The sequence below is a fragment of the Caballeronia sp. LZ003 genome (assembly GCF_031451465.1).
Lineage (GTDB): Bacteria > Pseudomonadota > Gammaproteobacteria > Burkholderiales > Burkholderiaceae > Caballeronia.
In genome coordinates this window covers 1,392,538-1,417,633 of the sequence record NZ_JARUXJ010000004.1, presented here as the reverse complement: position 1 = coordinate 1,417,633, position 25,096 = coordinate 1,392,538, and the positions used below count along the sequence as shown (strand labels likewise).

The following is a 25,096-nucleotide window of genomic DNA, read 5'->3' as shown; positions in this document are numbered from 1 at the left end:
CCAACAAGAACAGGGAACCCGCGATGCAACCGCAACTGCCTATCGACGTCGATCAAGAAACGGGCGTCTGGACTACCGACGCGCTGCCCATGCTGTATGTGCCGCGCCACTTCTTCACTAACAACCACGTGGCCGTGGAAGAAGCGCTCGGCCGCGAAGCTTACGCCGCGATTCTCTACAAGGCGGGCTACAAGTCCGCTTATCACTGGTGCGACAAGGAGGCGGACAAGCACGGCATAGCGGGCATGGCGGTGTTCGAGCATTACCTGAAGCGCCTGTCGCAACGCGGCTGGGGTCTCTTCGATATCGTCGAATCCGACCCGCAGAGCGCCATGGCGCGCGTGCATCTGCGTCACTCGTCCTTCGTGCTCGCGCAACCGGGCAAGCACGGCAAGCTCTGCTACATGTTCGCCGGATGGTTCGCCGGCGCGCTGGACTGGGTCAACGACACCGCACCCGACAGCACGAAGAAGGGGCCGCGTTCGCACTCGGTCGAAACGCAATGCGCCGCGGAAGGCTGCGAGCATTGTGTGTTCGAAGTGTCGCCGCTCGCATCGAAATAAAGGCTTCAAAGCAAAACCTTTCCGAGGTCGCCCGCAATGCGTTACCCGAACCTTTTCAAGCCACTCACGCTGAACAAGCTGACCTTGCGTAACCGTATCGTCAGTACCGCGCATGCCGAGGTCTATGCCGAGCCCGGCGGTCTGCCCGGCGACCGGTATATCCGCTATTACGAAGAGAAGGCGAAGGGCGGCGTGGCGCTAGCCGTTTGCGGAGGTTCGAGCCCGGTGTCGATCGACAGCCCGCAAGGCTGGTGGAAGTCGGTGAACCTGTCGACCGACAAGGTCATCGACCCGCTCTCGCAGCTGGCCGAAGCGATGCATCGGCATGGCGCGAAGATCATGATCCAGGCAACGCACATGGGCCGGCGTTCGGCGTGGCACGGCGAGAGCTGGCCGCATCTGATGTCGCCTTCGGGCGTGCGGGAGCCAGTGCATCGCGGCAACGCGAAGATCATCGAAGTGGAAGAGATCAAGCGCATCATTCAGGATTTCGCGGCGGCCGCGAAGCGCGTGAAGGATGCGGGCATGGATGGCGTCGAGATCTCGGCGGCGCATCAGCATTTGATCGATCAGTTCTGGAGTCCGCGCACTAACTTTCGTACGGACGAATGGGGCGGTTCGCTCGAAAACCGTCTGCGCTTCGGTAAGGAAGTGCTGCAGGCCGTGCGCGAAGCCGTGGGCGCCGACTTCGCAATTGGCTTGCGCATGTGCGGCGACGAATTCCATGAAGACGGTCTCGATCACGAACAATTGAAAGAGATCGCTCAAGCGATGGCTGAAACGGGCCTCATCGATTACGTCGGCGTGATCGGTTCGGGCGCGGATACGCATAACACGCTCGCCAACTGCATGCCGCCGATGGCGCTGCCACCCGAGCCTTTCGTGCATCTCGCGGCGGGCATCAAGTCGGTCGTGAAGCTGCCGATCATGCATGCGCAAAGCATTCGCGATGCGGGTCAGGCGGAACGTCTGCTCGCCAACGGCATGGTCGATCTGGTCGGCATGACGCGTGCGCAGATTGCGGACCCGCATATGGTGATCAAGATTCGCGATGGCCGCGAGGACGAGATCAAGCAGTGCGTCGGCGCGAACTACTGCATCGACCGGCAGTACAACGGACTCGATGTGTTGTGCGTGCAGAACGCGGCGACATCGCGTGAAGCGACCATGCCGCATGTCATCGAAAAGACGCGCGGGCCGAAGCGCAAAGTCGTGGTGGTCGGCGCAGGGCCCGCGGGACTCGAAGCGGCGCGCGTGGCGAAGTCGCGCGGTCACGATGTCGTGCTGTTCGAGAAGAACGATTACGTCGGCGGTCAGATCATGCTTGCCGCGAAGGCACCGCAGCGCGAGCAGATGGCGGGCATCGTGCGCTGGTTCGACATGGAAACGAAGCGGCTCGGCGTGGATCGTCGTCTCGGTGTCGCCGCCGACGACAAGGCCATCATGGCCGAGAAGCCGGACATCGTCGTGCTCGCGACGGGCGGCTCGTCGTTCACGGATCAAGTGCCTTCATGGGGCGTCGAACGAGGTCTCGCGGTGAGCGCCTGGGACATTCTCTCGGGCAAGGTCGAGCCGGGCAAGAACGTGCTCGTTTATGACGGCGTGAGCACGCATGCGGGCGCGGGCGTCGCGGACTTCATCTCGAGCCGTGGCGGCAATGTCGAGATCGTGACGCCGGACGTGAAGGTCGCCGATGACGTCGGCGGCACCACGTTCCCCATCTTTTATAGAAGGCTCTACGCGCAAGGCGTGATCCATACGCCGAACTACTGGCTCGACAAGGTGTACGAGGAAGACGGGAAGAAGATTGCCGTGATCCGCAACGAGTACACGGAAGAACAGGAAGAGCGCGCGGTGGATCAGGTCGTGATCGAGAACGGCAGCACGCCCAACGATTCCCTGTACTGGAAGCTGAAGCCCGAATCGCTCAATCGCGGCCAGGTGGATGTGCACAAGCTCTTTGCATCGGAAGCGCAGCCGTGTCTTTCGGAGGAGCTTGGAAACGGGCGTTTCCTCTTGTTCCGCGTCGGCGACTGCATCTCCATGCACAACATCCACGGCGCGATCTACGACGCGCTGCGTCTTTGCAAAGACTTCTGACGAGGGCTCTAGACGATGAACCCCGTGTTTGTCATCACCGTCTTGCTGTGGGTATCGGTGGCGGGTCTCGCCTTCGCCGTGGTGAAGCGCGCGGCCTATTGGCGAGAAGGACGCGCCACGACTGCCGGTGCTTATGGCTGGGCTAACCTGCTGACCATCCCGAAGCGTTACTTCGTGGACTTGCATCATGTGGTCGCGCGTGATCCGTATATCGCAAAGACGCACGTTGCAACCGCTGGCGGCGCCATTCTCGCGATGGCGCTCGTATTCCTCAACTACGGCCTCGCCATTTATTCGCCGTGGCTCGACAAGCTGATCTTCCTCGCGGCTATCGTCATGCTGGTGGGCGCGGTGTTCGTGTACCGTCGCAGACACGGCGCGAAGGAAGTGCCCGCGCGTTTGTCACGCGGACCGTGGGACAGCCTGCCTTTACTGCTCGGTTCATTCGCGCTTGGTCTTGCATTGTTCATGCTGTTGCCGGCTTCGTGGATGTCGGGTGCACTCGCGATCATCGTTGCATTGCTGATCGCGGCGGGCGCATACACGATGACCTTCGGCGCGGCGCAAGGCGGCCCGATGAAGCATGCGATGGCGGGCTTGCTGCATCTCGCGTTTCATCCGCGTCAGGAGCGCTTTGCAGCGAAGAACGAGCATGATGTCGTGCCACCCACCGCGCTCAAAGTGCCCGTACTCGATGCGCAGGAATATGGCGTGAGCAAGCCCATCGAGTTTCGCTGGAACCAGTTGCTGAGTTTCGATGCCTGCGTGCAATGCGGCAAATGCGAAGCGGCGTGCCCTGCATTCGCATCGGGACAACCGCTCAATCCGAAGAAGCTGATTCAGGATCTCGTCGTCGGCATGGTCGGCGGTTCGGATGCGCTCTACGCCGGCAGCCCGACCCCCGGCATTTCGGTTGGCAGGCATTCGGGCGCACCGGGCAAGCCGCTCATCTCCACGATGATCGAAGCCGATACCATCTGGTCCTGCACCACGTGCCGCGCCTGCGTGCAAGAATGCCCGATGCTGATCGAACACGTCGATGCCATCGTCGATATGCGCCGCAATCAGACGCTCGTGGAAGGCAACGTCCCGGGGAAAGGTCCGATCACGCTTGCGAATCTGCGTGAAACGGGCAGCGCGAACGGGTTTGACATCGGCGCGCGTTACGACTGGTCGGTGGATCTGCAAGTGCAGGTCGCGCAACCGGGTCGTCCCGTCGATGTCTTGTTGATCGCGGGCGAAGGCGCGTTCGACATGCGTTATCAACGCACGCTGCGTGCGTTGGCGAAGGTGCTGAACAAGGCAGGCGTGGATTACGCGGTGCTCGGCGGCATTGAAACGGACACCGGCGATACGGCGCGTCGTCTCGGCGACGAAGCCACCTTTCAAGCATGCGCGAAGAAGCTCATAGGCACACTTTCGCAGTATTCGTTCCGGCGCATCGTGACGGCGGACCCGCATGTGCTGCATAGCTTGCGCAACGAGTATCGCGCGCTTGGCGGCTTCTATGAAGTGCAGCATCACACGGCGTTGATGGCAGAACTCGTCGCGAACGGCAAGCTCTCGCCGAAGGCCGCGACCGTGCTCGCCGACAAGAAGATCACGTATCACGATCCGTGCTATCTCGGCCGCTATAACGGCGAAACCGAAGCGCCGCGCAAGCTGCTGAAGTCCATCGGCATCAAGGTGGTGGAAATGGAGCGTAACGGCATGCGCGGACGGTGCTGCGGCGGTGGCGGCGGCGCGCCCCTGACCGACATTCCCGGCAAGCAGCGCATTCCCGATATCCGCATTGCCGATGCCCGCACGATAGGCGCGGAAGTGGTCGCCGTGGGTTGCCCGAATTGCACCGCGATGCTCGAAGGCGTGGTCGGCGCGCGTCCCGAAGTGCTCGACGTGGCGGAGCTGGTCGCCGCGGCGCTGGAGTAACACGATGAACGACAACATCAAACGAATCGATCCGCGCAGGCCGTTTATCGTCACGAGCGCGGGGCTCAAGCGCATCACGCTCGGCGAGATCGGCAGCGGCGCGCTGCTTGACTTCGTAGCAACACACCATGATGCAGCGAAGCCGCGCCGCACGGCGAAAGCGTCGCGTCGCGCGGTGCTGGTGGCGGCGCATACGGATCGCGGCGCGCTCGACGATCACGGCCGTCAGGCACTGGCCGCCGCCGCGTTGCTCGCGGACGATGAAACGGAAGTCGTGTTGATCGCGTTCGGCGCGTTCAGTGACGATGCGGCGTCGCTCGGCGCGGATCGTTATATCGAGCTGCCCGGCTTCGATCGCCGCCATTTCGCACCGGATGAAGAACTGCGCGCGCTCGCTGCCTGCGTCGCGGCGTTCACGCCCGTGCATGTCTTCATGCCCGACAACGCAACCGGCGACGGCGATCTCGGCCGGCGTTACGCGGCGCGCGCCGGTGCGAGTATCGCCACACACGTGGTGGAACTCGACCTTCAGCACGTCGCTGCGTATGCGCATGCTGGCCGCGCGGTGGCATTGCGTGCGCTACCCGATGTGATCTTGCTCGCACCGAATGCGGTCGATGCCAAGCTGCCTTACGTCGGCGCAGGCGCGCGCGTGAATAGCGAAGACGTCGTGCCCGCGACGATGCCGAGCGCGTATGTCGATCTCGGCATCGAGGAAATGGACGCGGCCCAAGTCGCGCTCGAAGAAGCGGACTTCATCATCTCGGCGGGCAACGGCGTGACGGACGTGCCCGCATTCGAAGCGTTGGCAAGCACCTTGGGCGCGGCTATCGGCGCGAGCCGGGTGGCCGTCGACGACGGCAAGTTCTCGCGCGACAAGCAGATCGGCGCCACGGGCAAGACGGTGGAAGCTAGCGTGTATATCGCGTTCGGCATCTCGGGCGCGGTGCAGCACCTGCAAGGCATCAAGGATTGCCGGCATGTCATCGCGGTCAATCTCGATGCGAGCGCGCCCATTGCCAAGCGTGCGGATCTGACCATCGTCGCGGATACGCAAGAGACCATCAAGGCGCTGACGGACGCGGCGTCGGCCGCGCGTGCATCGCGTACCAATGGCAGCCCGATCCTGCAGACGGCGACGCTTGCCGAAGGAGCGTACGCATGAAAATAGCCGTTCTCGTTTCTACTGGCCGGCATCCTATTAGCGGCACGGCGCGTTATAGCCGCAACGACGCGGCCGCGCTCGCCCTCGGTATCGACATTGCAAAGGAACACGGCGCGCAACTCGATGTGCTGCATGCAGGCGACCCCGCCAATCCCGCGCTTGCCGAATATCTCGCACTGGGCGCGCCGCGCGTCGAAGTGCTCAACACACCGGGCGATGCCTGCGCGGCACTCGCGCAACGTCTCGCGGGTTATCGACTCGTCTTGACCGGCACGCGTGCCGAAGGCGCGTTCGATAGCGGCACGTTGCCGTATCGGCTTGCCGATGCGTTGAACGTCGCGCTAGTCGGCTCGGCTGTCGATATCGACGTGACGAACGAAGGCGTCGAAGTGCGCCAGTTCATGCCGAAGGGCTTGCGTCGCCGTGTGCGCGTGCAGTTGCCCGCGCTCATCGCCGTGCATCCGCTCGCCAACGCGACACCGCGCTACGCGTATGCGCGTATGCGCGAAGGACGCGTCGCACCGGTTGCAGCGGCCGCGCCTGTCGATCCGGAAGCGAGCGCATGGAGCGTCGGCCCCGTGAGCGCGAAGCCCAAGCGCCTCGCCGCGCCCGAAAAGCGCACCGGCCATGCCCGCATGCTTTCCGCGACCACGACCGAAAGCCGTGGCGGAAGCGTCGTAATTGAAGGGAGTTCCGTCGAAAAAGCACAAGTGATCCTGGCGTATTTGCGCGAGCATCAACTGGTGGATTATTAAGTTCAAAGCGCAGCAAGCCCGCATTTCAGGGGTGTTGGCGGGGCACCAGACGTGACGCACAACGGAGCACACGATGAAAGTTTCGGCAGACGTTCGCGCAATGATCGAACGCCGCAAAAAGGGCCACACGCTCGAAGCGCCGTTCTACACGAGCGACGAGATTCACGCGCTCGACCTGGACGCGATCTTCCGGCAGCACTGGATACAGGTTGCGATCGAGCCGGACGTGCCGGAGCCGGGCGACTATACGACCGTCGATATCGGCCACGATTCGATCCTGATCGTGCGCGACGACGACATGCAGATTCGCGCGTTCCACAACGTCTGCCGTCATCGCGGCGCGCGTCTTTGCAATCAGGAGAAAGGCTCGCTCGGCAATATCGTGTGCCCGTATCACAGCTGGACCTATAACCTCAACGGCGACCTCATGTTCGCCGAACACATGGGCGAACAGTTCGACCGCTGCAAACATAGCCTCAAGAAGGTTCATGTGCAGAACCTCGCGGGCCTGATCTTCATCTGTCTCGCCGATGAACCGCCCGCCGATTTCTCCGTGCTGCGCGAGTCGATGGAGCCGTATCTTTTGCCGCACGGTCTCGCCGATTGCAAGATCGCGGCGAGCATCGACATCGTGGAAAAGGGCAACTGGAAGCTCACGATGGAGAACAACCGCGAGTGCTATCACTGCGTGGCAAACCATCCCGAGTTGACCATTTCGCTCTATGAATACGGCTTCGGTTATCAACGCACCCCTGCGAACGAGGACGGCATGGCCGCGTTCGAACGCACGGTGAGCGAACGCACGAAGCAATGGGAAGCAATGAACCTGCCTTCCGCCGAGATCGAACGTCTGGCGGATCTCGTCACCGGTTTTCGCACGCAACGTCTGCCACTCGACCGCGATGGCGAATCGCAGACGCTCGACGCGAAGGTGGCATCGAAGAAGCTGCTTGGCGGATTCGAGCGCGCGGACCTGGGCGGCTTGTCGTTCTGGACGCAACCGAATTCGTGGCATCACTTCATGAGCGATCACATCGTCACGTTCAGCGTGATTCCGCTGTCCGCGGGCGAAACGCTCGTGCGCACCAAGTGGCTCGTGCATAGGGACGCGCGCGAAGGTATCGATTACGACGTCGACAATCTCACCGCCGTGTGGCGCGCAACGAACGAACAGGACCGCACGTTGGTCGAGTATTCGCAGCTGGGTGCAACGAGCAGCGCTTACGAGCCGGGCCCGTATTCGCCGTTCACCGAAGGGCTCGTGGAGAAGTTCTGCGAGTGGTATATCGGCCGCCTCGATAACTATGCGAACACGCCCGACAAGGACGTGGTCACGCATGGCGAGAAAGTCGTTTCCTTCATGCGCTAAGCGCGTTCGAGAGGCAAAACATGATGCGCGATCAGGCCACGTTCGAGCCGACTGCAAGCCGTGTCACCCAGCCGCGGTTCTGGGGGGCGCTGCCCGCGCGCTGGAATAGCGATACCGACGACACACTCGTCTGCTGTCACGTCCGGCAGGAAACGCACGACGTGAAGAGTTTTTTCTTCAAGGCGCCGAGCGAACGCAGCTTCGTGTTCGAACCGGGGCAGTTCATTACACTGGAACTCGATATCGACGGCGAGCAGATCAATCGCTGCTATACGATTTCCTCTTCGCCCACGCGGCCGCACACCATTTCGATCACGGTCAAGCGTGTACCGGGCGGAAAGGTTTCGAACTGGCTGCATGACAACGTAATTGCGGGATCGCGCGTGCGTGTGCTCGGACCTTCGGGCGAGTTCACCTGTGCGCGGCATCCGGCGCGCAAGTTCCTGTTTCTTTCGGCGGGGTCGGGTATCACGCCGCTCATGTCGATGAGCCGCGCGCATCACGAACTCGGCGAGGACGCGGATATCGTTTTCGTGCACAGCGCGCGCACGCCCGACGACATCATCTTCTCGCGCGAGCTGGATCTCATTGCATCGAATCAGACGAACTTTCGCACGGCCTTCGTTTGCGAGCGCGTGGGCACGCGCACGAACTGGGCCGGTGTGACGGGCTTTCTCAGCTTGCCGCTACTGAAGCTGATTGCACCGGACTATCTCGAACGCGAAATCTTCACGTGCGGTCCAGCGCCTTATATGAAGGCGGTCCGCGATCTTCTCGATGAAGGCGGTTTCGATCGCAAGCATTATCACGAAGAGAGCTTTTCGTTCGAGACCATTGCGGAGGTCGCATCGCAGTTGACGACCGCGCACGTTGCCGACGCCATCGCCACACAGACCGATTTCGTCGAAGCGCGTGAAGAGGCAGTCGGCTTTGCGCCTCGACCAGCGGCGCCTGTCGATACGACATACAAAGTCAGCTTCGCCAAGATCCGGCGCGACATCGAATGCGGTAGCAACGAGAACGTGCTCGATGCCGCGAAGAAAGCCGGGGTGCGTTTACCCTCATCGTGCACGCAAGGCATGTGCGGCACATGCAAGGTCAAGCTCGTATCGGGCGAAGTGAGCATGAAGCACGCAGGCGGCATTCGTCAGCGCGAAATCGATCAGGGCATGGTGCTGTTGTGCTGCAGCAAGCCCTTGAGCGACCTCGTGGTGGATAAATAAAACTCGGCGTCGCTTCTGGACAATTGAGTGTCGGAAAAGTGCGTTACTGGCCAATTCTGGCTGGTGATTCTGGACGCTACGGCGTGGGGCCGCAAAGGGGAAATCAAATGAAAGCGATGAGAAGACTGTTCGTGCTGAGCGCCATGGCTGCGGCACTGGCCACCAGCATGGGCGCAAACGCCGAAGATAAACCGACCATCAAGATTGGCTACGTCGAAGGCTGGGACGACAGCGTGGCAACGTCGAACGTGGCGGCGCGCATCATCGAAAAGAAGCTGGGCTATCAGGTGCAACTCGTGCCGGTGGCGGCAGGCGTGATGTGGCAGGGCGTGGCGCGCGGCGATCTGGATGCGACGCTGTCCGCGTGGCTGCCGGTGACGCACGGTGCGTATTGGAACAACTTCAAGACGAAGGTCGTCGACCTCGGACCCAACTTCAATGATGCGAAGATTGGTCTGATCGTCCCTGAAAACGTCGATGCCAACAGCCTGACCGACCTCGAAGCGAAGAAGGCCGAATTCGATTCGCGCATCGTCGGTATCGATGCGGGCGCGGGCGTGATGCAAAAGACGAGCGAAGCCATCAAGGCTTATAACCTCGACTACAGGCTGATGCCGAGTTCGGGCAGCGCGATGACCGCTGAACTTGCGCGTTCGGAAGCGGCGAAGAAGCCGATCATCGTGACGGGCTGGAAGCCGCACTGGATGTTCGCGAAGTACAAGCTGAAATTTCTCGAAGATCCGAAGAAGGTCTTCGGCGAAGCGGAACACGTCGATAGCGTGGTGAATCCGGAACTCGAAAAGAAGGCTCCGCCGGTCGTGGCCTTCCTGAAGAAATTCCAGTGGAAGCCGGGTGAAATCGACAGCGTGATGCTCGCGACGCAAAACGGTGAGAAGCCGCAAGCCGCCGCCGATGCATGGATCGGCGCGCATGGCGATCGCGTGGACAGCTGGGTGAAGTAAGTCTCAGCGCCTGGATCAAGAAGGGGTGCCGCGAATCCGCGGCACCCCTTTTTTGTGCTTACCGTAGAACGACAGTGCGTTCGCCGTTGATGAACACGCGCCGTTCCGTGAACGCCTTGATGGCGCGCGCAAGCGTGATGCATTCGACATCGCGTCCCGTTGCAAGCAGGCGCTCGGGGCTATAGGAGTGATCCACGCGCTCCACTTCCTGTTCGATGATCGGGCCTTCGTCGAGATCGTCGGTGACGAAGTGCGCAGTGGCGCCAATCAGTTTTACGCCGCGCGTATGCGCCTGGTGATAGGGCTTTGCGCCCTTGAAGCCAGGCAAGAACGAATGATGGATGTTGATCGCGCGGCCTTTGAGTTTGCGGCTCGTATCGCCGGAAAGAATCTGCATGTAGCGCGCGAGAATCATCAGTTCCGCACCGGATGTCTCGAAGAGATCGAGCAGACGCGCTTCCTGCTGCGCCTTGGTATCGGCCGCGATCGGCAGATGATGAAAGCGCAGACCGTGTTGTTCCGCAAGCGGCGCCAGGTCCGGATGATTCGACGCAATGCCGACAATATCCATCTTCAGTTCGCCCATGCGCCAGCGGAACAGCAGGTCCGCGAGGCAGTGTTCGAGCTTCGACACCATGATGAGCACCTTGGGCCGCGCGTTGAGATCGTGCATCGACCAGTTCATCGAGAAGCGTTGGGCGATGGGTTCAAACTCGCGCTGCAGCATCGGCAGATCGAGCGTGTCGTCTCGGCTTGCGCCATGAAACACGCAGCGCACGAAGAAGCGTTCGCTCAGGTCGTCGTCGAACACGGTGAGTTCGTCGATATAACCATGATGGCGTTCGAGAAAGCCGACGATGGCGGCGACTTGCCCCGCCGCGCTCGGACACGCAACGGTCAGCACCAGTTGATTGGGACGGGTTTCAGCGGACATGCACGCTCCACATTCGATAAAGGTCGCCACGCCGCTCGTGCGGCGAACGTTATCGCTAGTAGAGCAAATGCGCGGGCACGACGGATAGAAGCGAAGCGCCGTCGCGCTGGTATGCAAGCGTCAGGCGATCACGTCGCATTCATCGAGCAGCCAGTTGCTGAACGCGCGCACGACGGCAGACGGCTCGCGTTGCGTGACGAGCACGTAGCCGCGATCGGTGACGAGCGGAGTATCGTCTAGCGCGATGAGATGACCTTTGGCGATGAGGTCATCGACGAGCGGCGCCCAGCCAAGCGCGACGCCCTGGCCCATTACGGCCGCATGCGTGACGAGCGCGTAACTGTTGAAGGTGAAGCCGCCTTGCGCCGGCGGCGCGCTCAGCCCATGCGCCTCGAACCAGCCGGCCCATGAAAGCCAGCGTTCGGGCAACGTAGCCTGCAGATGCAAGAGCGGCAAGTCGAGCAGATCGGCGGCACTCGACGGCTTGTTGCGTGCCACGAGCGCCGGGCTGCATACCGGCACGACGCTTTCAGGAAAGAGCCGGATGGCGTGCGGCGAACTCCACTGCGCGCGCGAGCTGCCGAATGCGATCACCACGTCCGCCGGTTCGCCGTCGGCATCGGATACATTTTGCGAGGTGACGATCTTCACATCGACATCGGGCATCAGCGCCTTGAATTGCGGCAGGCGCGGCATGAGCCAGTAAGTCGCGAAGCCGAAATCGGTCAACAGCGTGAGCGTGCGCTGAGCGTTACGCGCGCGAATCTCGCCGGTAGCCGTGCGGATGATATCGAGGCCTTGACGGACCGCTTCGAAGAGACGCGCGCCGTCTTCAGTCAAGGTGACGCCCCGGTGCCCGCGCTCGAAAAGCGGCACGCCGAGCGCTTCTTCGAGTTGCACCACGCGCTGGCTCACGGCGGGCTGTGTCGAGCCGAGTTCACGCGCGGCGGCAGTGAAGCTCGCGAGACGCGCGGCGGACTCGAACATCGAGAGCGCCTGCATGGGCGGTAGACGGTCCTGGCGCGGCATAAATCCCCCTTATGGGCGCATAACGATTTGCTCTCTTCACAGCGGCCATTTGAACGGCAATAGTCACATGAAGCGAACCTGCGTCGCCATGCGCGTGTCCGCTGTCGATTCTATTCGAGGTATGCATTCATGCTTGAGACAAAACAAAATATCCTTATTCTCATGGCCGATCAGCTCACGCCGTTCGCGCTTGCGGCATACGGCAACGGAGTGACGAAGACGCCGTGCATCGACGCGCTCGCGCGTGAAGGCGTGGTGTTCGAATCGGCCTACTGCGCGAGTCCGCTCTGCGCGCCGTCACGCTTTTCGTTGCTCGCGGGTAAGCTGCCTTCGCAAATCGGCGCTTATGACAACGCGGCCGAGTTCCCTTCGGAGACGCTCACGTTCGCGCACTACTTGCGTGCCGAGGGATATCGCACGATTCTTTCCGGCAAGATGCATTTCTGCGGCGCGGACCAGTTGCACGGCTTCGAGGAGCGGCTGACGACCGACATCTATCCCGCCGATTTCGGCTGGACGCCCGACTGGGAGAATTTCGAGGCGCGTCCCTCGTGGTATCACAACATGAGTTCCGTGATCGACGCAGGTCCGTGCGTGCGCACGAATCAACTCGACTTCGACGACGAAGTGACCTTCACCACGCTTCAGAAGCTGTTCGATATCGCGCGCGAGCGCAATGCGGGCAAAGACGTACGACCGTTCATGATGGTCGCGTCGCTGACGCATCCGCATGACCCGTATGCCATTCCGAAAAGATATTGGGACCTGTATGGCGATGACGACATCGACATGCCTTCGTATCGCGATTCGCTCGAAGCCAGCGATCCGCATTCGCAGCGCCTGCGTCATGTCTGCGAGACGGATCGCACGCCGCCAACCGAGAGACAGATTCGCAATGCTCGCCGTGCGTATTACGGCGCGGTGTCGTACGTGGACGATCAATTCGCATCGATACTCGAAGCGCTGGAACAGGCGGGTCTCGCAAATGACACAACCATCGTCGTGACGTCGGATCACGGCGAGATGCTCGGCGAGCGCGGCCTCTGGTACAAGATGACGTTTTTCGAGGGCGGCTGCCGTGTGCCCTTGATCGTGCATGCGCCGAAGCGTTTCGATGCGCATCGCGTGAGCGCTTCGGTATCGCATCTCGATGTGTTGCCCACGCTCGTCGAACTTGCGCGCGGCGATGCGCCTTCAGCGTGGCCGGATAGCATCGACGGGCAAAGCCTCGTGCCACATCTCGCGGGCGCGGACGGCCATGACGAAGCCATCGGCGAGTTCCTCGCGGAAGGTGCAATCGCGCCTATCGTGATGATCCGGCGGGGGCGCTACAAGTTCATCCATACGAGTGTCGATCCCGATCAACTCTACGATGTCGCCGCCGATCCCCTCGAACGCAATAACCTCGCGAGCGATGCGCGGCACGCGTCGCAGGTCACCGCGTTCCGCGATGAGATCGCGCGACGCTGGGACCTGGAAGCGCTGCATCGCGATGTGCTCAAGAGTCAGCGCCGCCGCCATTTCCATTTCGCCGCGACCACGCAAGGTGCGATCCAGTCGTGGGACTGGCAGCCGCATGTCGATGCGAGCCAGCGCTACATGCGCAATCACATCGACCTCGATACGCTCGAAGCCATGGCGCGCTTTCCAGCGGTCGAGCGCTAGTCCCGCGCTAGTCACCAGCAACTCCAACGACAGGAACGCCCCATGAAAAAGCCCTTGTTTCATGCGCTCATTGTTGCCGCGCTCGTCGCCGTGGTCTCGCCCACATTCGCCGCCGATCCCTCGACCTGCACGCAGGTGCGCATGGCAGGTCCGGGATGGACCGACATCGACGCCACCAATGCGATGAGCGGCGTCATTCTGAAAGCGCTCGGCTACAGGCAGAACGTGGCGAACCTGTCTGTGCCGATCACGTATCAAGGCCTCAAGAACGGCCAGATCGACGTGTTCCTTGGCAACTGGATGCCGGCGCAGGCGCCGCTCGTGAAGCCGTTCATCGACGACAAATCGGTGCAGGTGTTGCGCGCCAATCTATCCAACGCGAAGTTCACGTTGGCCGTGCCCGACTATGTCGCCGCAGCCGGCGTGCATTCGTTCGCCGATCTCGCGAAGAACGCCGACAAGTTCGATGACCGCGTCTACGGTATCGAGCCGGGCGCGCCCGCGAATCAGAACATCAAACGCATGATCGACGACAAAGCCTTTGGGCTGGGCGGATGGAAGCTCGTGGAATCGAGCGAGACGGGCATGCTCACGCAAGTGGATCGCGCGGTGCGGGACAAGAAGTGGATCGTGTTTCTGGGCTGGGAGCCGCATCTCATGAACACCAAGTTCAAGCTCGCCTACCTCGATGGCGGGGATCGATACTTCGGCCCGAACTTCGGCGGCGCGACGGTCAACACGGTGGCTCGTAACGGCTACGAGCAGCAATGCCCGAACGTCGGCCGCCTGTTCAAGCAGATGGCGTTCAACGTAGATCTGGAAAACGGCGTGATAACCGACGTGCTGGAGAAGGAGACGCGCGTCGATACAGCCGCCACGGACGCATTGAAACGGCATCCGGAACTGCTGAAGACGTGGCTCGATGGTGTGACGACTGCGAGCGGCGGGAACGGCCTGGAAGCCGTTCAGACCGCGCTCGGGGTGAAGTGATCGAAAACGATCAGTTGAGTTGCAAGCTGACGCGTTCCTGCTGCGACATCAGCATGGCGCGCATGGGCGACTGGATGGCGAGGAAGTGGACCATCAGGCTGGAAGGCTGCTGAAAATACCACGGCGTATTGATGCCGATGCAGTCCAGTCCGTCCTCGAGCGCCCAGTCGAGACGTTCGCGCAAGAGGTTTGCAATGATCGTCTGATCGCCGCCGTTCGCATACGTGCTCGACTTGTCGGGCGCGGCGCTCACGGCGCGATAGATCTCTTCGACGAACTCGACATTGTGGTCCGTGCGTTTGAAACCGAGCACGCCTGCATTGATGATCCAAGGACCGATGTCGTGCGCGGCGAGAAGATCGCGATTCGCGAAGAGCGGTTCTAGCGGCTTGGATTGATCGACGAAAAGAATGTCGGCATCGACCCACATGACCCATTCGTGATGCGGCAGATATTTGCGCAGGAACCACGGCTTGAGCCAGGTGCCCGTCGTGCCTGGTTCCACCTCGGCGGGCGTATCGCGATAGACGTAGAGCGTGTAGCCGTGACGCTCGCAATAACGCTTGAAGTTCAATTCGGCGATTGCGCCGTACTCGCGCACGTTAGCCGTGTAGTAGGTCACGAGCGCGATGGGCTGGCCGGGGTTGTAGACGCTGAAGGGTTCGGCGGGCACATTCGCATGGGCTGAAAAATCGAGCAGGCGCGCGCCTTTTTGCTGGCAATCGTTGATGTGCTCGGCGAGCGCGTTGCGAAAGCTCGGATGAATGTAGCCGTACATCTTCTCTTCGTCCATCACGATGGTCCACAGATTCGGATACGTAGCCCAGACAGGCGTGAAGCGTGGATTGCAGAACATGGCGCACGTGACACCACCGCGCTCGCCCATCGGTTCGATGACGTCGAGCGGGGCGAGCAAGGTTTCTTCGTCATCGGTTGCGCCGCCGATCTTGCATTCGCCGATGCAACGAACGATGAAGTTGCGAATGTCCTTCGTGTTACGCCAGACCTGCACGGCGGCCTGATGACTGCCCGTGTTGCCGTTGAGCGAAGGAAGCAGATGTTGCCTTCCTTCGGCCATGGGTTCGACGGGATACATGTTCAGCACGAGGCAGTCTTCGCTGAAGCAGACGAGCAAAGCCATTTCAGGCATCTGCCGCAAGTGATGCAGCACGAGTTCGTACTTGAGAAGCGTTCGTTGGGCTTTGCCCTGCATACCCGCCATGGAAACAGCGGTGTGCTCATAGCCCATGCGAGAGCTGTAGTGCTTGTGATTGGCAAGAACGTGAGGGGCGTCGACGTGGAAGATGCTCAGGCAGCGAGTGGTCATGTTCGATCAGTGGTTGATGCAGATGGTGCGATGTAGCGCTTTTTTACAGATTCGGAAGTATGGGTAGGGACAGAGGAATCCGATATCGGGCATGTCCGAAATAGAAGGGCTGCAAATGAGCGCGAGTCGCAACTGGACATGTTTGCGTCGCACCGGGTCGAGCCGTGGCTTATATGTGGCCTTACTTTTACGACGTTGGCGCACGCACGCCGATGCATCGAAATGCAGCGTTTCAGCGGCAGTCTTTAGCACTTTCAGCAGGACACGACGAACGATCAGCAACCTTCAACGACACGACAATCCACAAGAAGAGGAGCAGCAGATGAGAAGAGGACATGCCGCACGAAGCGTTTCGAGACTCGCCCGCGGCCGTCGTGCCAGTCTTGCGGGACTCGCGCTCGCGGCGAGCGCGGCAGGCGCGCCGGCCCTATCGCACGCGCAGAGCAGCGTGACGCTCTACGGCATTCTCGATGCAGGCATCACCTATGTGAACAACACCGGTGGCTCGCATGTCGTGAAGTTCGACGATGGCGTGTCCTACGGCAACCGCATCGGCTTTCGTGGCGTGGAAGATTTGGGCGGCGGACTGCAGGCGATCTTCGCGCTGGAATCGGGCTTCCGCCTCGGGACCGGGCGCTATGCATTCGGTGGCGCGGAGTTCGGACGGCAAGCCTATGTGGGCCTCAAGAACCCGTGGGGGCAAATCTCGTTCGGTAATCAGCTAGATATGACCGAGGAGATGGTCTACCTCTACAACATCTCGGCATGGGGAAGCGGCTATGCCATCCATCAGGGCGACTTCGATCGGATGAACGGCGACCGCTTGCCGAACTCGGTCAAGTTCCTCTCGAACAATATCGCGGGCTTCACCTTCGGCGGCATGTATTCGTTCGGCAATAACGCGGGCGACTTTCATCGCAACAGCGCGTGGAGCGTGGGCGCGCACTATGCGGCCAACACCTTTAGCGTGGGCGCGGCCTATACGCAACTGAACAACCCGTTCGGCATTTACGCGTTCGATCCCTACGCGATGATCGGCGCGCGCACGTTCTTGGGCCAGCCGACGGTATCGGTCGATCCGGCCACGGGCGCAGTCACGGACCTCTACAGCACGAATTCGTTTCCCGTCGATAAACAAGGCGCCTTTGCAGTCGGCGGCGCGTGGACGCTCGGCGACCTGATGCTCTCGGGCAACTTCACGTACACGACCATCAAGGGCCTCGGCGTGACCTCGCATATGCAAGTCTACGAAGGCGGCGCGTCGTATTCGTTCAGGCCGGATCTCGCGCTTTACGGCGGTTATCAGCACACGCGCTTCGAAGGCAATCACTGGAACCAGGGTTCGCTCGGACTGCACTATCTGCTTTCGAAGCGTACCGACGTCTATGTATCCGGCGATTATCTGCGTGCGTCGGGTCCGATCGATGCCGTAATCGGTTATAGCTTCACGCCGTCGACTTCGAATACGCAGTCGGATGTGCGCATCGGCATGCGGCACTCGTTTTAGGCGAGACGAAGATCATGCGGCGGCAGGCACGGCGCGCAACGCGCTGCGGTCCTGCCGCGGACTTGCATTGAAGCGCGCGCGATACGTCCGCGAAAAGTGCGACGGCGATTCGAACCCGCACGCGACACACACGGCAAGTATCGACATATCGGTTTGCTGCAGTAGTTCGCGTGCGCGCGTGAGACGCAGCCCGAGATAAAAATGCGTCGGCGTGTCCTTTAGCGCGGTGCAGAACAGGCGTTCGAGCTGACGTCGCGTGACGCTGATGGATTGCGCGAGCTCATCGGGCGAGAGCGGCTCTTCCATATGCTGCTCCATCACGCCGATCACCTGAATCAACTTGCGATTGTGAATGCCATAGCGCGCCGCGATCTTCATGCGCTGATGGTCCGAGCGCTGCCTGATGCGCCCCAGCACGAACTGCTCCGACACTTGCGCCGCGAGTTCCGCGCCATGATCGCGCGCGATCAGATCCAGCATGAGGTCGATGGACGCAGTGCCGCCCGCGCACGTAATGCGCCGCGTATCGATCTCGAACAACTCCTGGCTCGTTTCTATCGCGGGATAGCGCTCGGCGAAGGCCGCCGCCGCTTCCCAGTGCAACGTCGCGCGCTTGTCCGCGAGCAGGCCGGCTTCGGCGAGTATGAAGCTGCCCGTATCGATGCCGCCAAGCGTCGCGCCCGCGCGATCCAGCCGCTTCAACCACTCGCCGATGCCGCGTGTATAGCGCGCGAGCGGCTCGAATCCCGATACGACGAACACGGTATCCGCATGTGTCACGCTGTCGAACGCGCTTTCCGCATTCAGCGAGATGCCGTTGCTCGCGGCCACCGGCCCGCCATCGGGCGACAGGATATGCCAGCGATACAACTCGCCGCTGAAGCGATTCGCAACCCGCAAGGGCTCGATCGCCGACATGAAGCCAATGGACGAGAACTCGGGCAGCAGCAGGAAGTGGAAGTCTTGGGGAACGGGCATCGAATGGCGTGTGGCGCTTTGGACGAACGCTCCACGCTAGCAAGCACAAAAAGCCCGCGCAATCCGGCGTGGCCCGTATTCGCAGGCCTTTCTTCTAGCACGTCGCATGCGGTCAAGTCGCGGTCGCAAGCGGTCGTTCGTTCGCCTTTATGCGGCGTTACTTTTGATGCACGCCGGCACGACGAACCGGCATCCAATGAACCCTCACCGGAACAGCACGCCATGAGACATCGCCTGGTTTCGAAACTGCTCCTGACCGGCGTCTGTGCCGCGACCGCACTGACTCACGGCGCCTTCGCGCTTGCCGCCGATGATGCGAGCTGCCGCAACGTGCGCTTCGTGGATATCGGCTGGACCGACATCACGTCGACGACCGCGCTCGCTTCCGTCGTCTTCGAAGGGCTCGGTTATGCGCCGAAGACCACGGTCGCCTCCGTGCCCATTTCGCTCGCGGGTCTGAAGAGCAAGCAGATCGACGTGTCGCTCGGCTACTGGTGGCCGGTGCAGGAAAAGGCGGTCGAGCCGTTCCTCGAATCGAAGAGCATTCAGAAGCTCGATCCGCCGAATCTCTCTGGCGCGAAGGCCACGCTTGCCGTGCCGAGCTATGCGTATGACGCGGGCATCAAGTCGTTCGCGGATATCGCCAAGCATCGCGATGAGCTCGACGGCAAGATCTACGGCATCGAACCGGGCAGCAGCGCAAACGCCAAGATTCAGAAGATGATCGACACGAATCAGTTCGGGCTCGGCGGATTCAAGCTCGTGCAATCGAGCGAGGCGGGCATGCTGGTGACGGTGGAACGCGCCATTCGCGACAAGAAGCCGGTCGTGTTTCTTGGCTGGGAGCCTCATCCTATGAACATTCAGATGAAGATCAACTATCTCGCTGGCGGCGATGAAGTCTTCGGCCCCAACTATGGCGAAGCGCGCGTCTACACGCTCACGAATACCGACTTCCTCACACGCTGCCCGAACGCCGGCAAGTTCGTATCGAACCTCAAGTTCAATACCGATCTCGAAAACCGTCTCATGGAACCGGTGATGAAGAAGGAACGCCCCGCCGAAGCGGCAAAGGCGTATCTCAAGAAGAATCCGCAGGTGCTCGATTCATGGCTTGCGGGCGTGAAGACCGTCGATGGCAAGGATGGTCTGCCAGCGGTGAAGCAATACCTCGGACTTTGAACTGAATAAGGACAAGCGCCACCATGAACCATGACGTGATCGTGACCTGCGCGGTAACGGGAGCAGGCGACACAACGGCCAGACATCCGGCAATACCCGTCACGCCCAGGCAGATTGCCGAAGCGGCTATCGAGGCCGCGCGTGCGGGCGCGACCGTGGCGCATTGCCATGTGCGCGATCCGCAAACCGGGCGCGGCAGCCGCGACCCGGCGCTGTATCGCGAAGTAGTGGATCGCATTCGTTCATCGGATGTCGATGTCATCATCAACTTGACGGCGGGCATGGGCGGCGATCTGGAAATCGGCGCGGGCGAAGAGCCGATGCGCTTCGGCAAGGGCACCGATCTCGTCGGCGGTCTCACGCGTCTTGCGCATGTCGAGGAACTGCTTCCGGAAATCTGCACGCTCGATTGCGGCACCCTCAATTTCGGCGATGGCGACTACATCTACGTCTCGACGCCCGCGCAACTCCGAGCCGGGGCAAAGCGCATCCAGCAGCTTGGCGTGAAGCCGGAACTCGAGATTTTCGATACCGGTCATCTCTGGTTCGCGAATCAGTTGCTGAAGGAAGGCCTGCTCGATGCGCCGCCGCTTTTTCAGCTTTGCATGGGCATTCCTTGGGGCGCGCCGCCCGACACGGGCACCATGAAGGCCATGGTCGATAACCTGCCGCCTGGCGCGCATTGGGCGGCCTTCGGCATCGGCCGCATGCAGATGCCGATGGTCGCGCAAGCCATGCTACTCGGCGGTCATGTGCGCGTGGGTCTCGAAGACAATCTGTGGCTCGATCGCGGCGTGCATGCGAGCAACGGTTCGCTCGTGCAGCGCGCGGTGGAGATCATCGAACGTCTTGGCGGACGCGCGCTCACGCCGGCGGAAGGGCGTCGCAAGCTCGGTTTGCCGGCGCGCGGCGAACGCTTGCTGGAGCGTCGCGCGCTCGGGCAGTTGGCATAGGATCAGGATCACTACATTCGGATGGACGATATGCAAGTCAGGCAATTCGCCGCGCTCGGCGCGGGTGTGATCGGCAGCGGCTGGGTGGCGCGCGCGCTTGCGCATGGGCTAGATGTCACCGCGTGGGACCCGGCGCCTGGCGCTCAAGCGCAGTTACGCGCGAACGTCGCCAATGCGTGGCCGGCGCTGGAACGCGTGGGACTGGCGAAAGGCGCGTCGCAGGATCGCCTGCGCGTGGTGGAAACTGTCGAGGAGTGCGTCGCCGATGCGGATTTCATTCAGGAGAGCGCGCCCGAACGCGAGGAACTGAAGCTCGCGCTGCACGAACGCGTGAGCCGCGCGGCGAAGGCCGATGCGATTATCGCGTCATCCACTTCGGGCCTTCTGCCCAGCGATTTTTACGCACGCGCCGTACATCCCGAGCGCTGCGTGGTCGGGCATCCGTTCAATCCGGTTTATCTTTTGCCGCTCGTCGAAGTGCTTGGCGGCGAGTTGACTTCCGGCGACGCGATCGATACCGCGATGAGCTTCTACGCATCCATCGGCATGAGGCCGCTTCGCGTAAAGAAGGAAGTGCCGGGCTTTATCGCGGACAGATTGCTCGAAGCGTTGTGGCGCGAGGCGTTGCATCTGGTGAACGAAGGCGTGGCGACGACCGGCGAGATCGACGATGCAATTCGGTACGGCGCGGGCATTCGCTGGTCGTTCATGGGCACGTTCCTGACCTATACGCTGGCGGGCGGCGAAGCGGGCATGCGACACTTCATGCAGCAATTCGGCCCCGCGCTCGAATTGCCATGGACGAAGCTCGTTGCGCCGACGCTCACCGATGAACTCATCGACCGCGTGGTGGACGGCACGTCGCGGCAGACGAACGGACGCGGCATCAAGGAACTGGAGCGGTATCGCGACGACTGCATCACGAGCGTGATCGAGGCGATTGCGCAGGCGAAGGCACGGCACGGTATCGAAGACTAACGGGGCGAGATTCATGAGCACGATTTATCGCGACACCGTGAAGGCCGAATGGGTCGATTACAACGGCCATCTGCGTGACGCGTACTACATGCTGATCTTTAGCCTCGCGACCGATGCGTTCATGGACGGCATCGGTCTGGACGACGCGGGCAGGCGCGCGCGGCAGCGCACGCTCTACACGCTCGAAGCCCATGTGAGCTATCTGCGCGAGATCAAGGAAGGCGCGGCGGTGCGAGTGGACGCGTGGGTCGTCGCGCGCGACAAGAAGCGCGTGCATCTTTATCTGGAGATGTTCGAAGCGGACGAGGCGGAGCCGGTATCGGCGTGCGAGCAGATGATGATGCACATCGATTCGAGCGGCGCGCCGAAGTCGGCTTCGTTCGATGAAGACGTGGCGCGAAGTATCGATATGCACGCGGTGATTGCCGCGTGCGATGCGCGTTATGCGGGGCGGGTGATTGGTTTGCCCGCGCGTTCCGCTGGCACCTCGGTTCCCGCCTGAGCACGCCAGCGCCGCAACAACAACGCGTTCGCCACCACGCTCACGCTCGAAAACGCCATCGCCGCGCCGGCGAACATTGGGTCGAGCATGCCGAATGCGGCAAGCGGAATGCCGATCAGGTTGTACACAAACGCCCAGAAAAGATTCTGCTGAATCTTGCGATACGTCCGGCGCGAAATGTCGATGGCATCCGCCACGAGCGCCGGGTCGCCACGCATGAGCGTGATGCCCGCCGCTTCGATCGCCACGTCCGTGCCGCTGCCCATCGCGATGCCGACATCGGCGGCGGCGAGCGCGGGTGCGTCGTTGATGCCGTCGCCCGCCATCGCCACGATGCCGTGGTTCGATGCCTTCAATTCCGCGATCACGCGCGCCTTGTCCGCGGGCAAGGTCTGCGAGAAAACCAGCGCCGACGGAATGCCCAGCGCGCGCGCAACCGCCTGCGCGCTACCCGCGTTATCGCCCGTAACGAGCGCGGCCTTCACGCCCAGTTGCGCGAGTCTTTCGATGGCGGCCCGCGCCGTCGGCTTGATCGTGTCGCCGAACGCGAGCAGGGCAAGGACGGTCGCCTTGCCGTCAGCGCGGTCCAAGAGCCATGACACCGTGTTGCCCTGCGCTTCGAGGTTGCGCGCCTCGACGGCAAGCGCTTCGGGCACGGCCGCATGCAATTCCTCGACCCAGCGCGCACTGCCTATCGCCACGTTGCGCGCGCCGATGAAAGCCTCCGCGCCGCGTCCGGCAATTGCTTTCGCCGACGTCGCCTCGTATCGCGCAATGTCCGGCGTGCTATCGGCGAAACCGACTACCGCTTTCGCCAATGGATGCTCGCTCATTCTTTGCACCGCCGCCGCCAGCGCGAGTGCTTCCGCGCGCTCGAATCCCGGCGCGGCTTCGAACGCGACGGGACTCGGTTGGCCGGCCGTCAGCGTGCCGGTCTTATCGAACGCAACGACGCTAATGGCATGCGCCTGTTCCAACGCCTCCGCGTCCTTGATCAGGATGCCGTGACGCGCCGCGACGCCCGTGCCGGCCATGATGGCGGTCGGCGTGGCGAGGCCGAGCGCGCACGGGCAGGCGATCACGAGCACGGCGACCGCGTTGAGCCAGGCGGTCTCGGCATCCGCGCCATGCAGAAGCCAGCCCGCCAGCGTGATGAGCGCGATAACCAGAATTGCCGGTACGAAAACGGCGGACACGCGATCGACCAGGCGCTGGATCGGCGCTTTTTCCGCTTGCGCCGATTCGACCAGCCGGATGATCCGCGCGAGCGTCGTTTCCGCGCCAATGGCCGTCGTTTCGATCGCGATCGCGCCTTCGCCGTTGATCGATCCGCCCGTCGCGCGCGCGCCCGGCTCTTTCGCAACCGGCAGACTCTCGCCCGTGATCAGCGATTCGTCGACATGCGTGCGTCCCTCGCGCACGATGCCATCCACCGGCACGCGCTCGCCCGGCCGCACGATGGCGATGTCGCCCACGCGCACATCGGCGAGCGCAATCTCGCTTTCATGCGAAGGATCGGCGCGATCGCGCACGCGCGCCGTGGTCGGACGCAGCGCATTCAGGGCGCGGATGGCGTCGGTGGTCTGGCGTTTGGCGCGCGTCTCCAGCCATTTGCCAAAGCGCACCAGCGTGATGACGACCGCCGATGCCTCGAAGAACAGATGCATCGGCATGCCGCCGTGCGCGAACATCTGATAGACACTCAGCGCCCACGCCGCCGATGTCCCCAGCGCCACGAGCAAATCCATGTTGCCCGCGAACGCCCGCAGCGCGCGATAACCGCCGACGTAGAAACGCGCGCCGAAGCCAAACTGGACGATGCTCGCGAGCGCCAGTTGCAGCCACGGCGAGAGCGCTGCGCCGAACATCGGCGCAAGCAAGGGCAGCGTGACGAGCGCGCTCGCGACCACCGCGACGAGTTCGGCATCGAGCGCTTGCGGCGTTTTCGCATCGACAGGCGGCGCGTCCGGCTCAACCTTCGCCGCTTCATAACCGGCTTTCGTAATGGCCTCGACCAGTTGTTGGTCGGTGACGGCATCGTTCGTATGGACGGTGGCTTTTTCGGTCGCGAGATTCACGGCGACCGATTCCACGCCCGGCACGCGTCCGAGCATTTTCTCGACGCGCGCGACGCACGACGCGCACGTCATGCCGCTCACGGCGAATACCGCGGTTCTGGTTTGATTGACTGGTCCCGATGACATGATGAAACGCTCCTTCTGGCCACGCATGAAGCCAGTATCGACCTTCCAACGATTGGAAGGTCAAGAGCGCATTTCAGTCGCGAGGCGGTTCGATCGAGCCGAACATGGCGTCGGCGAGCGCGCCGGCTTCCTCGCCGCCGCGCTGACGCAAGCCCTCGACCGTGCCGATGCGGTCTGCTTCAGCCTTGTTCTGCGAAAGCTTTGCCTTGCCGACCAGCCGCGTCACCTCGATTTCGATGCCGACGATCGCGCCCAGCAATTGATCGATGAAATCGCGCGGCGCGTCGCCCATTTTCCACGGCATTGCTTCGCCCGCTTCCATCTTGCGCGTGAGTTTCGCAACGACGCCGCGCACGTAGGCTTCGTCGTCACGCACGGTGATTCGGCCATGCGCATGCACGACGAGGTAATTCCACGTCGGCACTTGACGGTGGGTTTCCTGCTTGCTCGGATAGAAAGTCGGCGAGATATAACCTTCCGCGCCCTGAAAGATCACCAGCACGTCCTCGCGCGCCCCGACTTCGCGCCACACGGGATTTGCACGTGCCACGTGCGCGCGCAAGGTGCCGTGTTCGCCGATGGCGGGATCGAGTTCGAAAGGAATGTGATTGGCGTCGAGCCCATTCGGGCCATGCGTGACCAATGCGCCAAAAGGATGCGCGGCGATCAGCGCGCGCAGGGCTTCCGGGCGGTTTTCCTCGAAATGGGCGGGAATATACATGCGTCGGACTCGTTCGAAAGGTTCTAAAACATTCATGTTACGCGATGCCGTGAAGCGAGT

Annotated in this window: 21 protein-coding genes; 15 read left to right on the top strand and 6 right to left on the bottom strand. The window is 61.9% G+C overall.

All coding sequences use genetic code 11. The features are described 5' to 3' along the window. Positions 1-23: 23 nt before the first annotated feature. From QCE79_RS30260 to QCE79_RS30225, 8 genes are all read left to right on the top strand, one after another. On the top strand, positions 24-563 hold the full coding sequence (locus QCE79_RS30260; protein WP_250509779.1) for a DUF5943 domain-containing protein: 540 nt from the start codon (positions 24-26) through the stop codon (positions 561-563). A gap of 36 nt (positions 564-599) precedes the next feature. Continuing rightward, entirely contained in the window at positions 600-2,663 is a 2,064-nt protein-coding gene (locus tag QCE79_RS30255) for an NADH:flavin oxidoreductase (protein WP_309850220.1), read from the top strand. A gap of 15 nt (positions 2,664-2,678) precedes the next feature. Further along, positions 2,679-4,592, top strand: a complete 1,914-nt coding sequence (locus QCE79_RS30250) for a (Fe-S)-binding protein (protein ID WP_309850217.1) — start codon at positions 2,679-2,681, stop codon at positions 4,590-4,592. Positions 4,593-4,596: 4 nt separating this feature from the next. Next, positions 4,597-5,757 (top strand): electron transfer flavoprotein subunit alpha/FixB family protein, encoded by a 1,161-nt coding sequence (locus tag QCE79_RS30245; RefSeq protein ID WP_250466430.1) that lies wholly within the window; start codon positions 4,597-4,599, stop codon positions 5,755-5,757. Continuing rightward, positions 5,754-6,512: an electron transfer flavoprotein subunit beta/FixA family protein gene (locus QCE79_RS30240; protein ID WP_250466431.1), complete on the top strand. Its 759-nt coding sequence runs from the start codon at positions 5,754-5,756 to the stop codon at positions 6,510-6,512. Before QCE79_RS30245 ends, QCE79_RS30240 begins: the two co-directional genes overlap by 4 nt. Positions 6,513-6,585: 73 nt before the next feature. Continuing rightward, positions 6,586-7,881, top strand: a complete 1,296-nt coding sequence (locus QCE79_RS30235; RefSeq protein WP_309850213.1) for an aromatic ring-hydroxylating dioxygenase subunit alpha — start codon at positions 6,586-6,588, stop codon at positions 7,879-7,881. Between the two features lie 20 nt (positions 7,882-7,901). Further along, positions 7,902-9,104 carry an FAD-binding oxidoreductase gene (locus tag QCE79_RS30230; RefSeq protein ID WP_404989431.1) on the top strand — a complete coding sequence of 401 codons (1,203 nt, stop codon included), beginning with the start codon at positions 7,902-7,904 and terminating at the stop codon, positions 9,102-9,104. Between the two features lie 107 nt (positions 9,105-9,211). Further along, positions 9,212-10,066, top strand: coding sequence for a glycine betaine ABC transporter substrate-binding protein (locus QCE79_RS30225; RefSeq protein WP_244829046.1), 855 nt, complete (start codon positions 9,212-9,214; stop codon positions 10,064-10,066). Between the two features lie 58 nt (positions 10,067-10,124). Here the strand turns inward: QCE79_RS30225 and purU are convergent, their stop codons facing one another. Further along, positions 10,125-11,000, bottom strand: a complete 876-nt coding sequence (gene purU, locus QCE79_RS30220) for a formyltetrahydrofolate deformylase (protein ID WP_250466433.1) — start codon at positions 10,998-11,000, stop codon at positions 10,125-10,127. 120 nt (positions 11,001-11,120) lie between these two features. Continuing rightward, positions 11,121-12,029, bottom strand: coding sequence for a choline sulfate utilization transcriptional regulator (locus QCE79_RS30215; protein ID WP_244829048.1), 909 nt, complete (start codon positions 12,027-12,029; stop codon positions 11,121-11,123). Between the two features lie 129 nt (positions 12,030-12,158). On the opposite strand from QCE79_RS30215, the gene betC reads away from it, so the two are divergent. Continuing rightward, positions 12,159-13,694 carry a choline-sulfatase gene (gene betC / locus QCE79_RS30210; RefSeq protein ID WP_309850209.1) on the top strand — a complete coding sequence of 512 codons (1,536 nt, stop codon included), beginning with the start codon at positions 12,159-12,161 and terminating at the stop codon, positions 13,692-13,694. A gap of 42 nt (positions 13,695-13,736) precedes the next feature. Next, complete coding sequence (locus QCE79_RS30205; RefSeq protein ID WP_309850206.1) at positions 13,737-14,684, top strand: choline ABC transporter substrate-binding protein; 948 nt, start codon at positions 13,737-13,739, stop codon at positions 14,682-14,684. Between the two features lie 10 nt (positions 14,685-14,694). Here QCE79_RS30205 and QCE79_RS30200 read toward each other — a convergent pair whose 3' ends face one another. Continuing rightward, the gene (locus QCE79_RS30200) at positions 14,695-16,011 is read right to left on the bottom strand and encodes a hypothetical protein (protein WP_250493052.1); all 1,317 of its coding nucleotides are present in this window, start codon (positions 16,009-16,011) and stop codon (positions 14,695-14,697) included. A 322-nt stretch (positions 16,012-16,333) separates the two neighbouring features. Between QCE79_RS30200 and QCE79_RS30195 the strand changes: the two genes are divergently transcribed. Beyond that, positions 16,334-17,518: a porin gene (locus QCE79_RS30195; protein WP_309850202.1), complete on the top strand. Its 1,185-nt coding sequence runs from the start codon at positions 16,334-16,336 to the stop codon at positions 17,516-17,518. A gap of 12 nt (positions 17,519-17,530) precedes the next feature. On the opposite strand, the gene QCE79_RS30190 is transcribed toward QCE79_RS30195, so the two are convergent. Next, entirely contained in the window at positions 17,531-18,496 is a 966-nt protein-coding gene (locus tag QCE79_RS30190; RefSeq protein ID WP_244829053.1) for a GlxA family transcriptional regulator, read from the bottom strand. Positions 18,497-18,718: 222 nt separating this feature from the next. Here QCE79_RS30190 and QCE79_RS30185 point away from each other — a divergent pair, with 222 nt between their 5' ends. From QCE79_RS30185 to QCE79_RS30170, 4 genes are read left to right on the top strand one after another with little or no spacing between them, the layout of a single operon-like run. Beyond that, positions 18,719-19,678: a choline ABC transporter substrate-binding protein gene (locus QCE79_RS30185; RefSeq protein ID WP_309850198.1), complete on the top strand. Its 960-nt coding sequence runs from the start codon at positions 18,719-18,721 to the stop codon at positions 19,676-19,678. 23 nt (positions 19,679-19,701) lie between these two features. Continuing rightward, complete coding sequence (locus QCE79_RS30180) at positions 19,702-20,631, top strand: 3-keto-5-aminohexanoate cleavage protein (protein WP_309850195.1); 930 nt, start codon at positions 19,702-19,704, stop codon at positions 20,629-20,631. 30 nt (positions 20,632-20,661) lie between these two features. Then, positions 20,662-21,609 (top strand): L-carnitine dehydrogenase, encoded by a 948-nt coding sequence (locus QCE79_RS30175; protein WP_244829056.1) that lies wholly within the window; start codon positions 20,662-20,664, stop codon positions 21,607-21,609. Between the two features lie 13 nt (positions 21,610-21,622). Next, positions 21,623-22,111 carry a thioesterase family protein gene (locus QCE79_RS30170; RefSeq protein ID WP_250526510.1) on the top strand — a complete coding sequence of 163 codons (489 nt, stop codon included), beginning with the start codon at positions 21,623-21,625 and terminating at the stop codon, positions 22,109-22,111. Here QCE79_RS30170 and QCE79_RS30165 read toward each other — a convergent pair. Then, entirely contained in the window at positions 22,051-24,315 is a 2,265-nt protein-coding gene (locus QCE79_RS30165; RefSeq protein WP_309850187.1) for a heavy metal translocating P-type ATPase, read from the bottom strand. The two genes, QCE79_RS30170 and QCE79_RS30165, sit on opposite strands and share 61 nt — an antisense overlap. A 73-nt stretch (positions 24,316-24,388) precedes the next feature. After that, on the bottom strand, positions 24,389-25,036 hold the full coding sequence (locus QCE79_RS30160) for an FMN-binding negative transcriptional regulator (RefSeq protein ID WP_250509793.1): 648 nt from the start codon (positions 25,034-25,036) through the stop codon (positions 24,389-24,391). Positions 25,037-25,096: the final 60 nt, after the last annotated feature.

What these genes read in the sequence shown, in the direction of transcription:
- QCE79_RS30250 (WP_309850217.1), top strand. Translation starts at nt 2,679, where the DNA reads ATGAACCCCGTGTTTGTCATCACCGTCTTGCTGTGGGTATCGGTGGCG.
- QCE79_RS30190 (WP_244829053.1), bottom strand. Translation starts at nt 18,496, where the DNA reads ATGCCCGTTCCCCAAGACTTCCACTTCCTGCTGCTGCCCGAGTTCTCG.
- QCE79_RS30255 (WP_309850220.1), top strand. Translation starts at nt 600, where the DNA reads ATGCGTTACCCGAACCTTTTCAAGCCACTCACGCTGAACAAGCTGACC.
- purU (WP_250466433.1), bottom strand. Translation starts at nt 11,000, where the DNA reads ATGTCCGCTGAAACCCGTCCCAATCAACTGGTGCTGACCGTTGCGTGT.
- betC (WP_309850209.1), top strand. Translation starts at nt 12,159, where the DNA reads ATGCTTGAGACAAAACAAAATATCCTTATTCTCATGGCCGATCAGCTC.
- QCE79_RS30240 (WP_250466431.1), top strand. Translation starts at nt 5,754, where the DNA reads ATGAAAATAGCCGTTCTCGTTTCTACTGGCCGGCATCCTATTAGCGGC.
- QCE79_RS30245 (WP_250466430.1), top strand. Translation starts at nt 4,597, where the DNA reads ATGAACGACAACATCAAACGAATCGATCCGCGCAGGCCGTTTATCGTC.
- QCE79_RS30215 (WP_244829048.1), bottom strand. Translation starts at nt 12,029, where the DNA reads ATGCCGCGCCAGGACCGTCTACCGCCCATGCAGGCGCTCTCGATGTTC.
- QCE79_RS30195 (WP_309850202.1), top strand. Translation starts at nt 16,334, where the DNA reads ATGAGAAGAGGACATGCCGCACGAAGCGTTTCGAGACTCGCCCGCGGC.
- QCE79_RS30260 (WP_250509779.1), top strand. Translation starts at nt 24, where the DNA reads ATGCAACCGCAACTGCCTATCGACGTCGATCAAGAAACGGGCGTCTGG.
- QCE79_RS30170 (WP_250526510.1), top strand. Translation starts at nt 21,623, where the DNA reads ATGAGCACGATTTATCGCGACACCGTGAAGGCCGAATGGGTCGATTAC.
- QCE79_RS30185 (WP_309850198.1), top strand. Translation starts at nt 18,719, where the DNA reads ATGAGACATCGCCTGGTTTCGAAACTGCTCCTGACCGGCGTCTGTGCC.
- QCE79_RS30205 (WP_309850206.1), top strand. Translation starts at nt 13,737, where the DNA reads ATGAAAAAGCCCTTGTTTCATGCGCTCATTGTTGCCGCGCTCGTCGCC.
- QCE79_RS30180 (WP_309850195.1), top strand. Translation starts at nt 19,702, where the DNA reads ATGAACCATGACGTGATCGTGACCTGCGCGGTAACGGGAGCAGGCGAC.
- QCE79_RS30230 (WP_404989431.1), top strand. Translation starts at nt 7,902, where the DNA reads ATGATGCGCGATCAGGCCACGTTCGAGCCGACTGCAAGCCGTGTCACC.
- QCE79_RS30175 (WP_244829056.1), top strand. Translation starts at nt 20,662, where the DNA reads ATGCAAGTCAGGCAATTCGCCGCGCTCGGCGCGGGTGTGATCGGCAGC.
- QCE79_RS30165 (WP_309850187.1), bottom strand. Translation starts at nt 24,315, where the DNA reads ATGTCATCGGGACCAGTCAATCAAACCAGAACCGCGGTATTCGCCGTG.
- QCE79_RS30235 (WP_309850213.1), top strand. Translation starts at nt 6,586, where the DNA reads ATGAAAGTTTCGGCAGACGTTCGCGCAATGATCGAACGCCGCAAAAAG.
- QCE79_RS30160 (WP_250509793.1), bottom strand. Translation starts at nt 25,036, where the DNA reads ATGTATATTCCCGCCCATTTCGAGGAAAACCGCCCGGAAGCCCTGCGC.
- QCE79_RS30225 (WP_244829046.1), top strand. Translation starts at nt 9,212, where the DNA reads ATGAAAGCGATGAGAAGACTGTTCGTGCTGAGCGCCATGGCTGCGGCA.
- QCE79_RS30200 (WP_250493052.1), bottom strand. Translation starts at nt 16,011, where the DNA reads ATGACCACTCGCTGCCTGAGCATCTTCCACGTCGACGCCCCTCACGTT.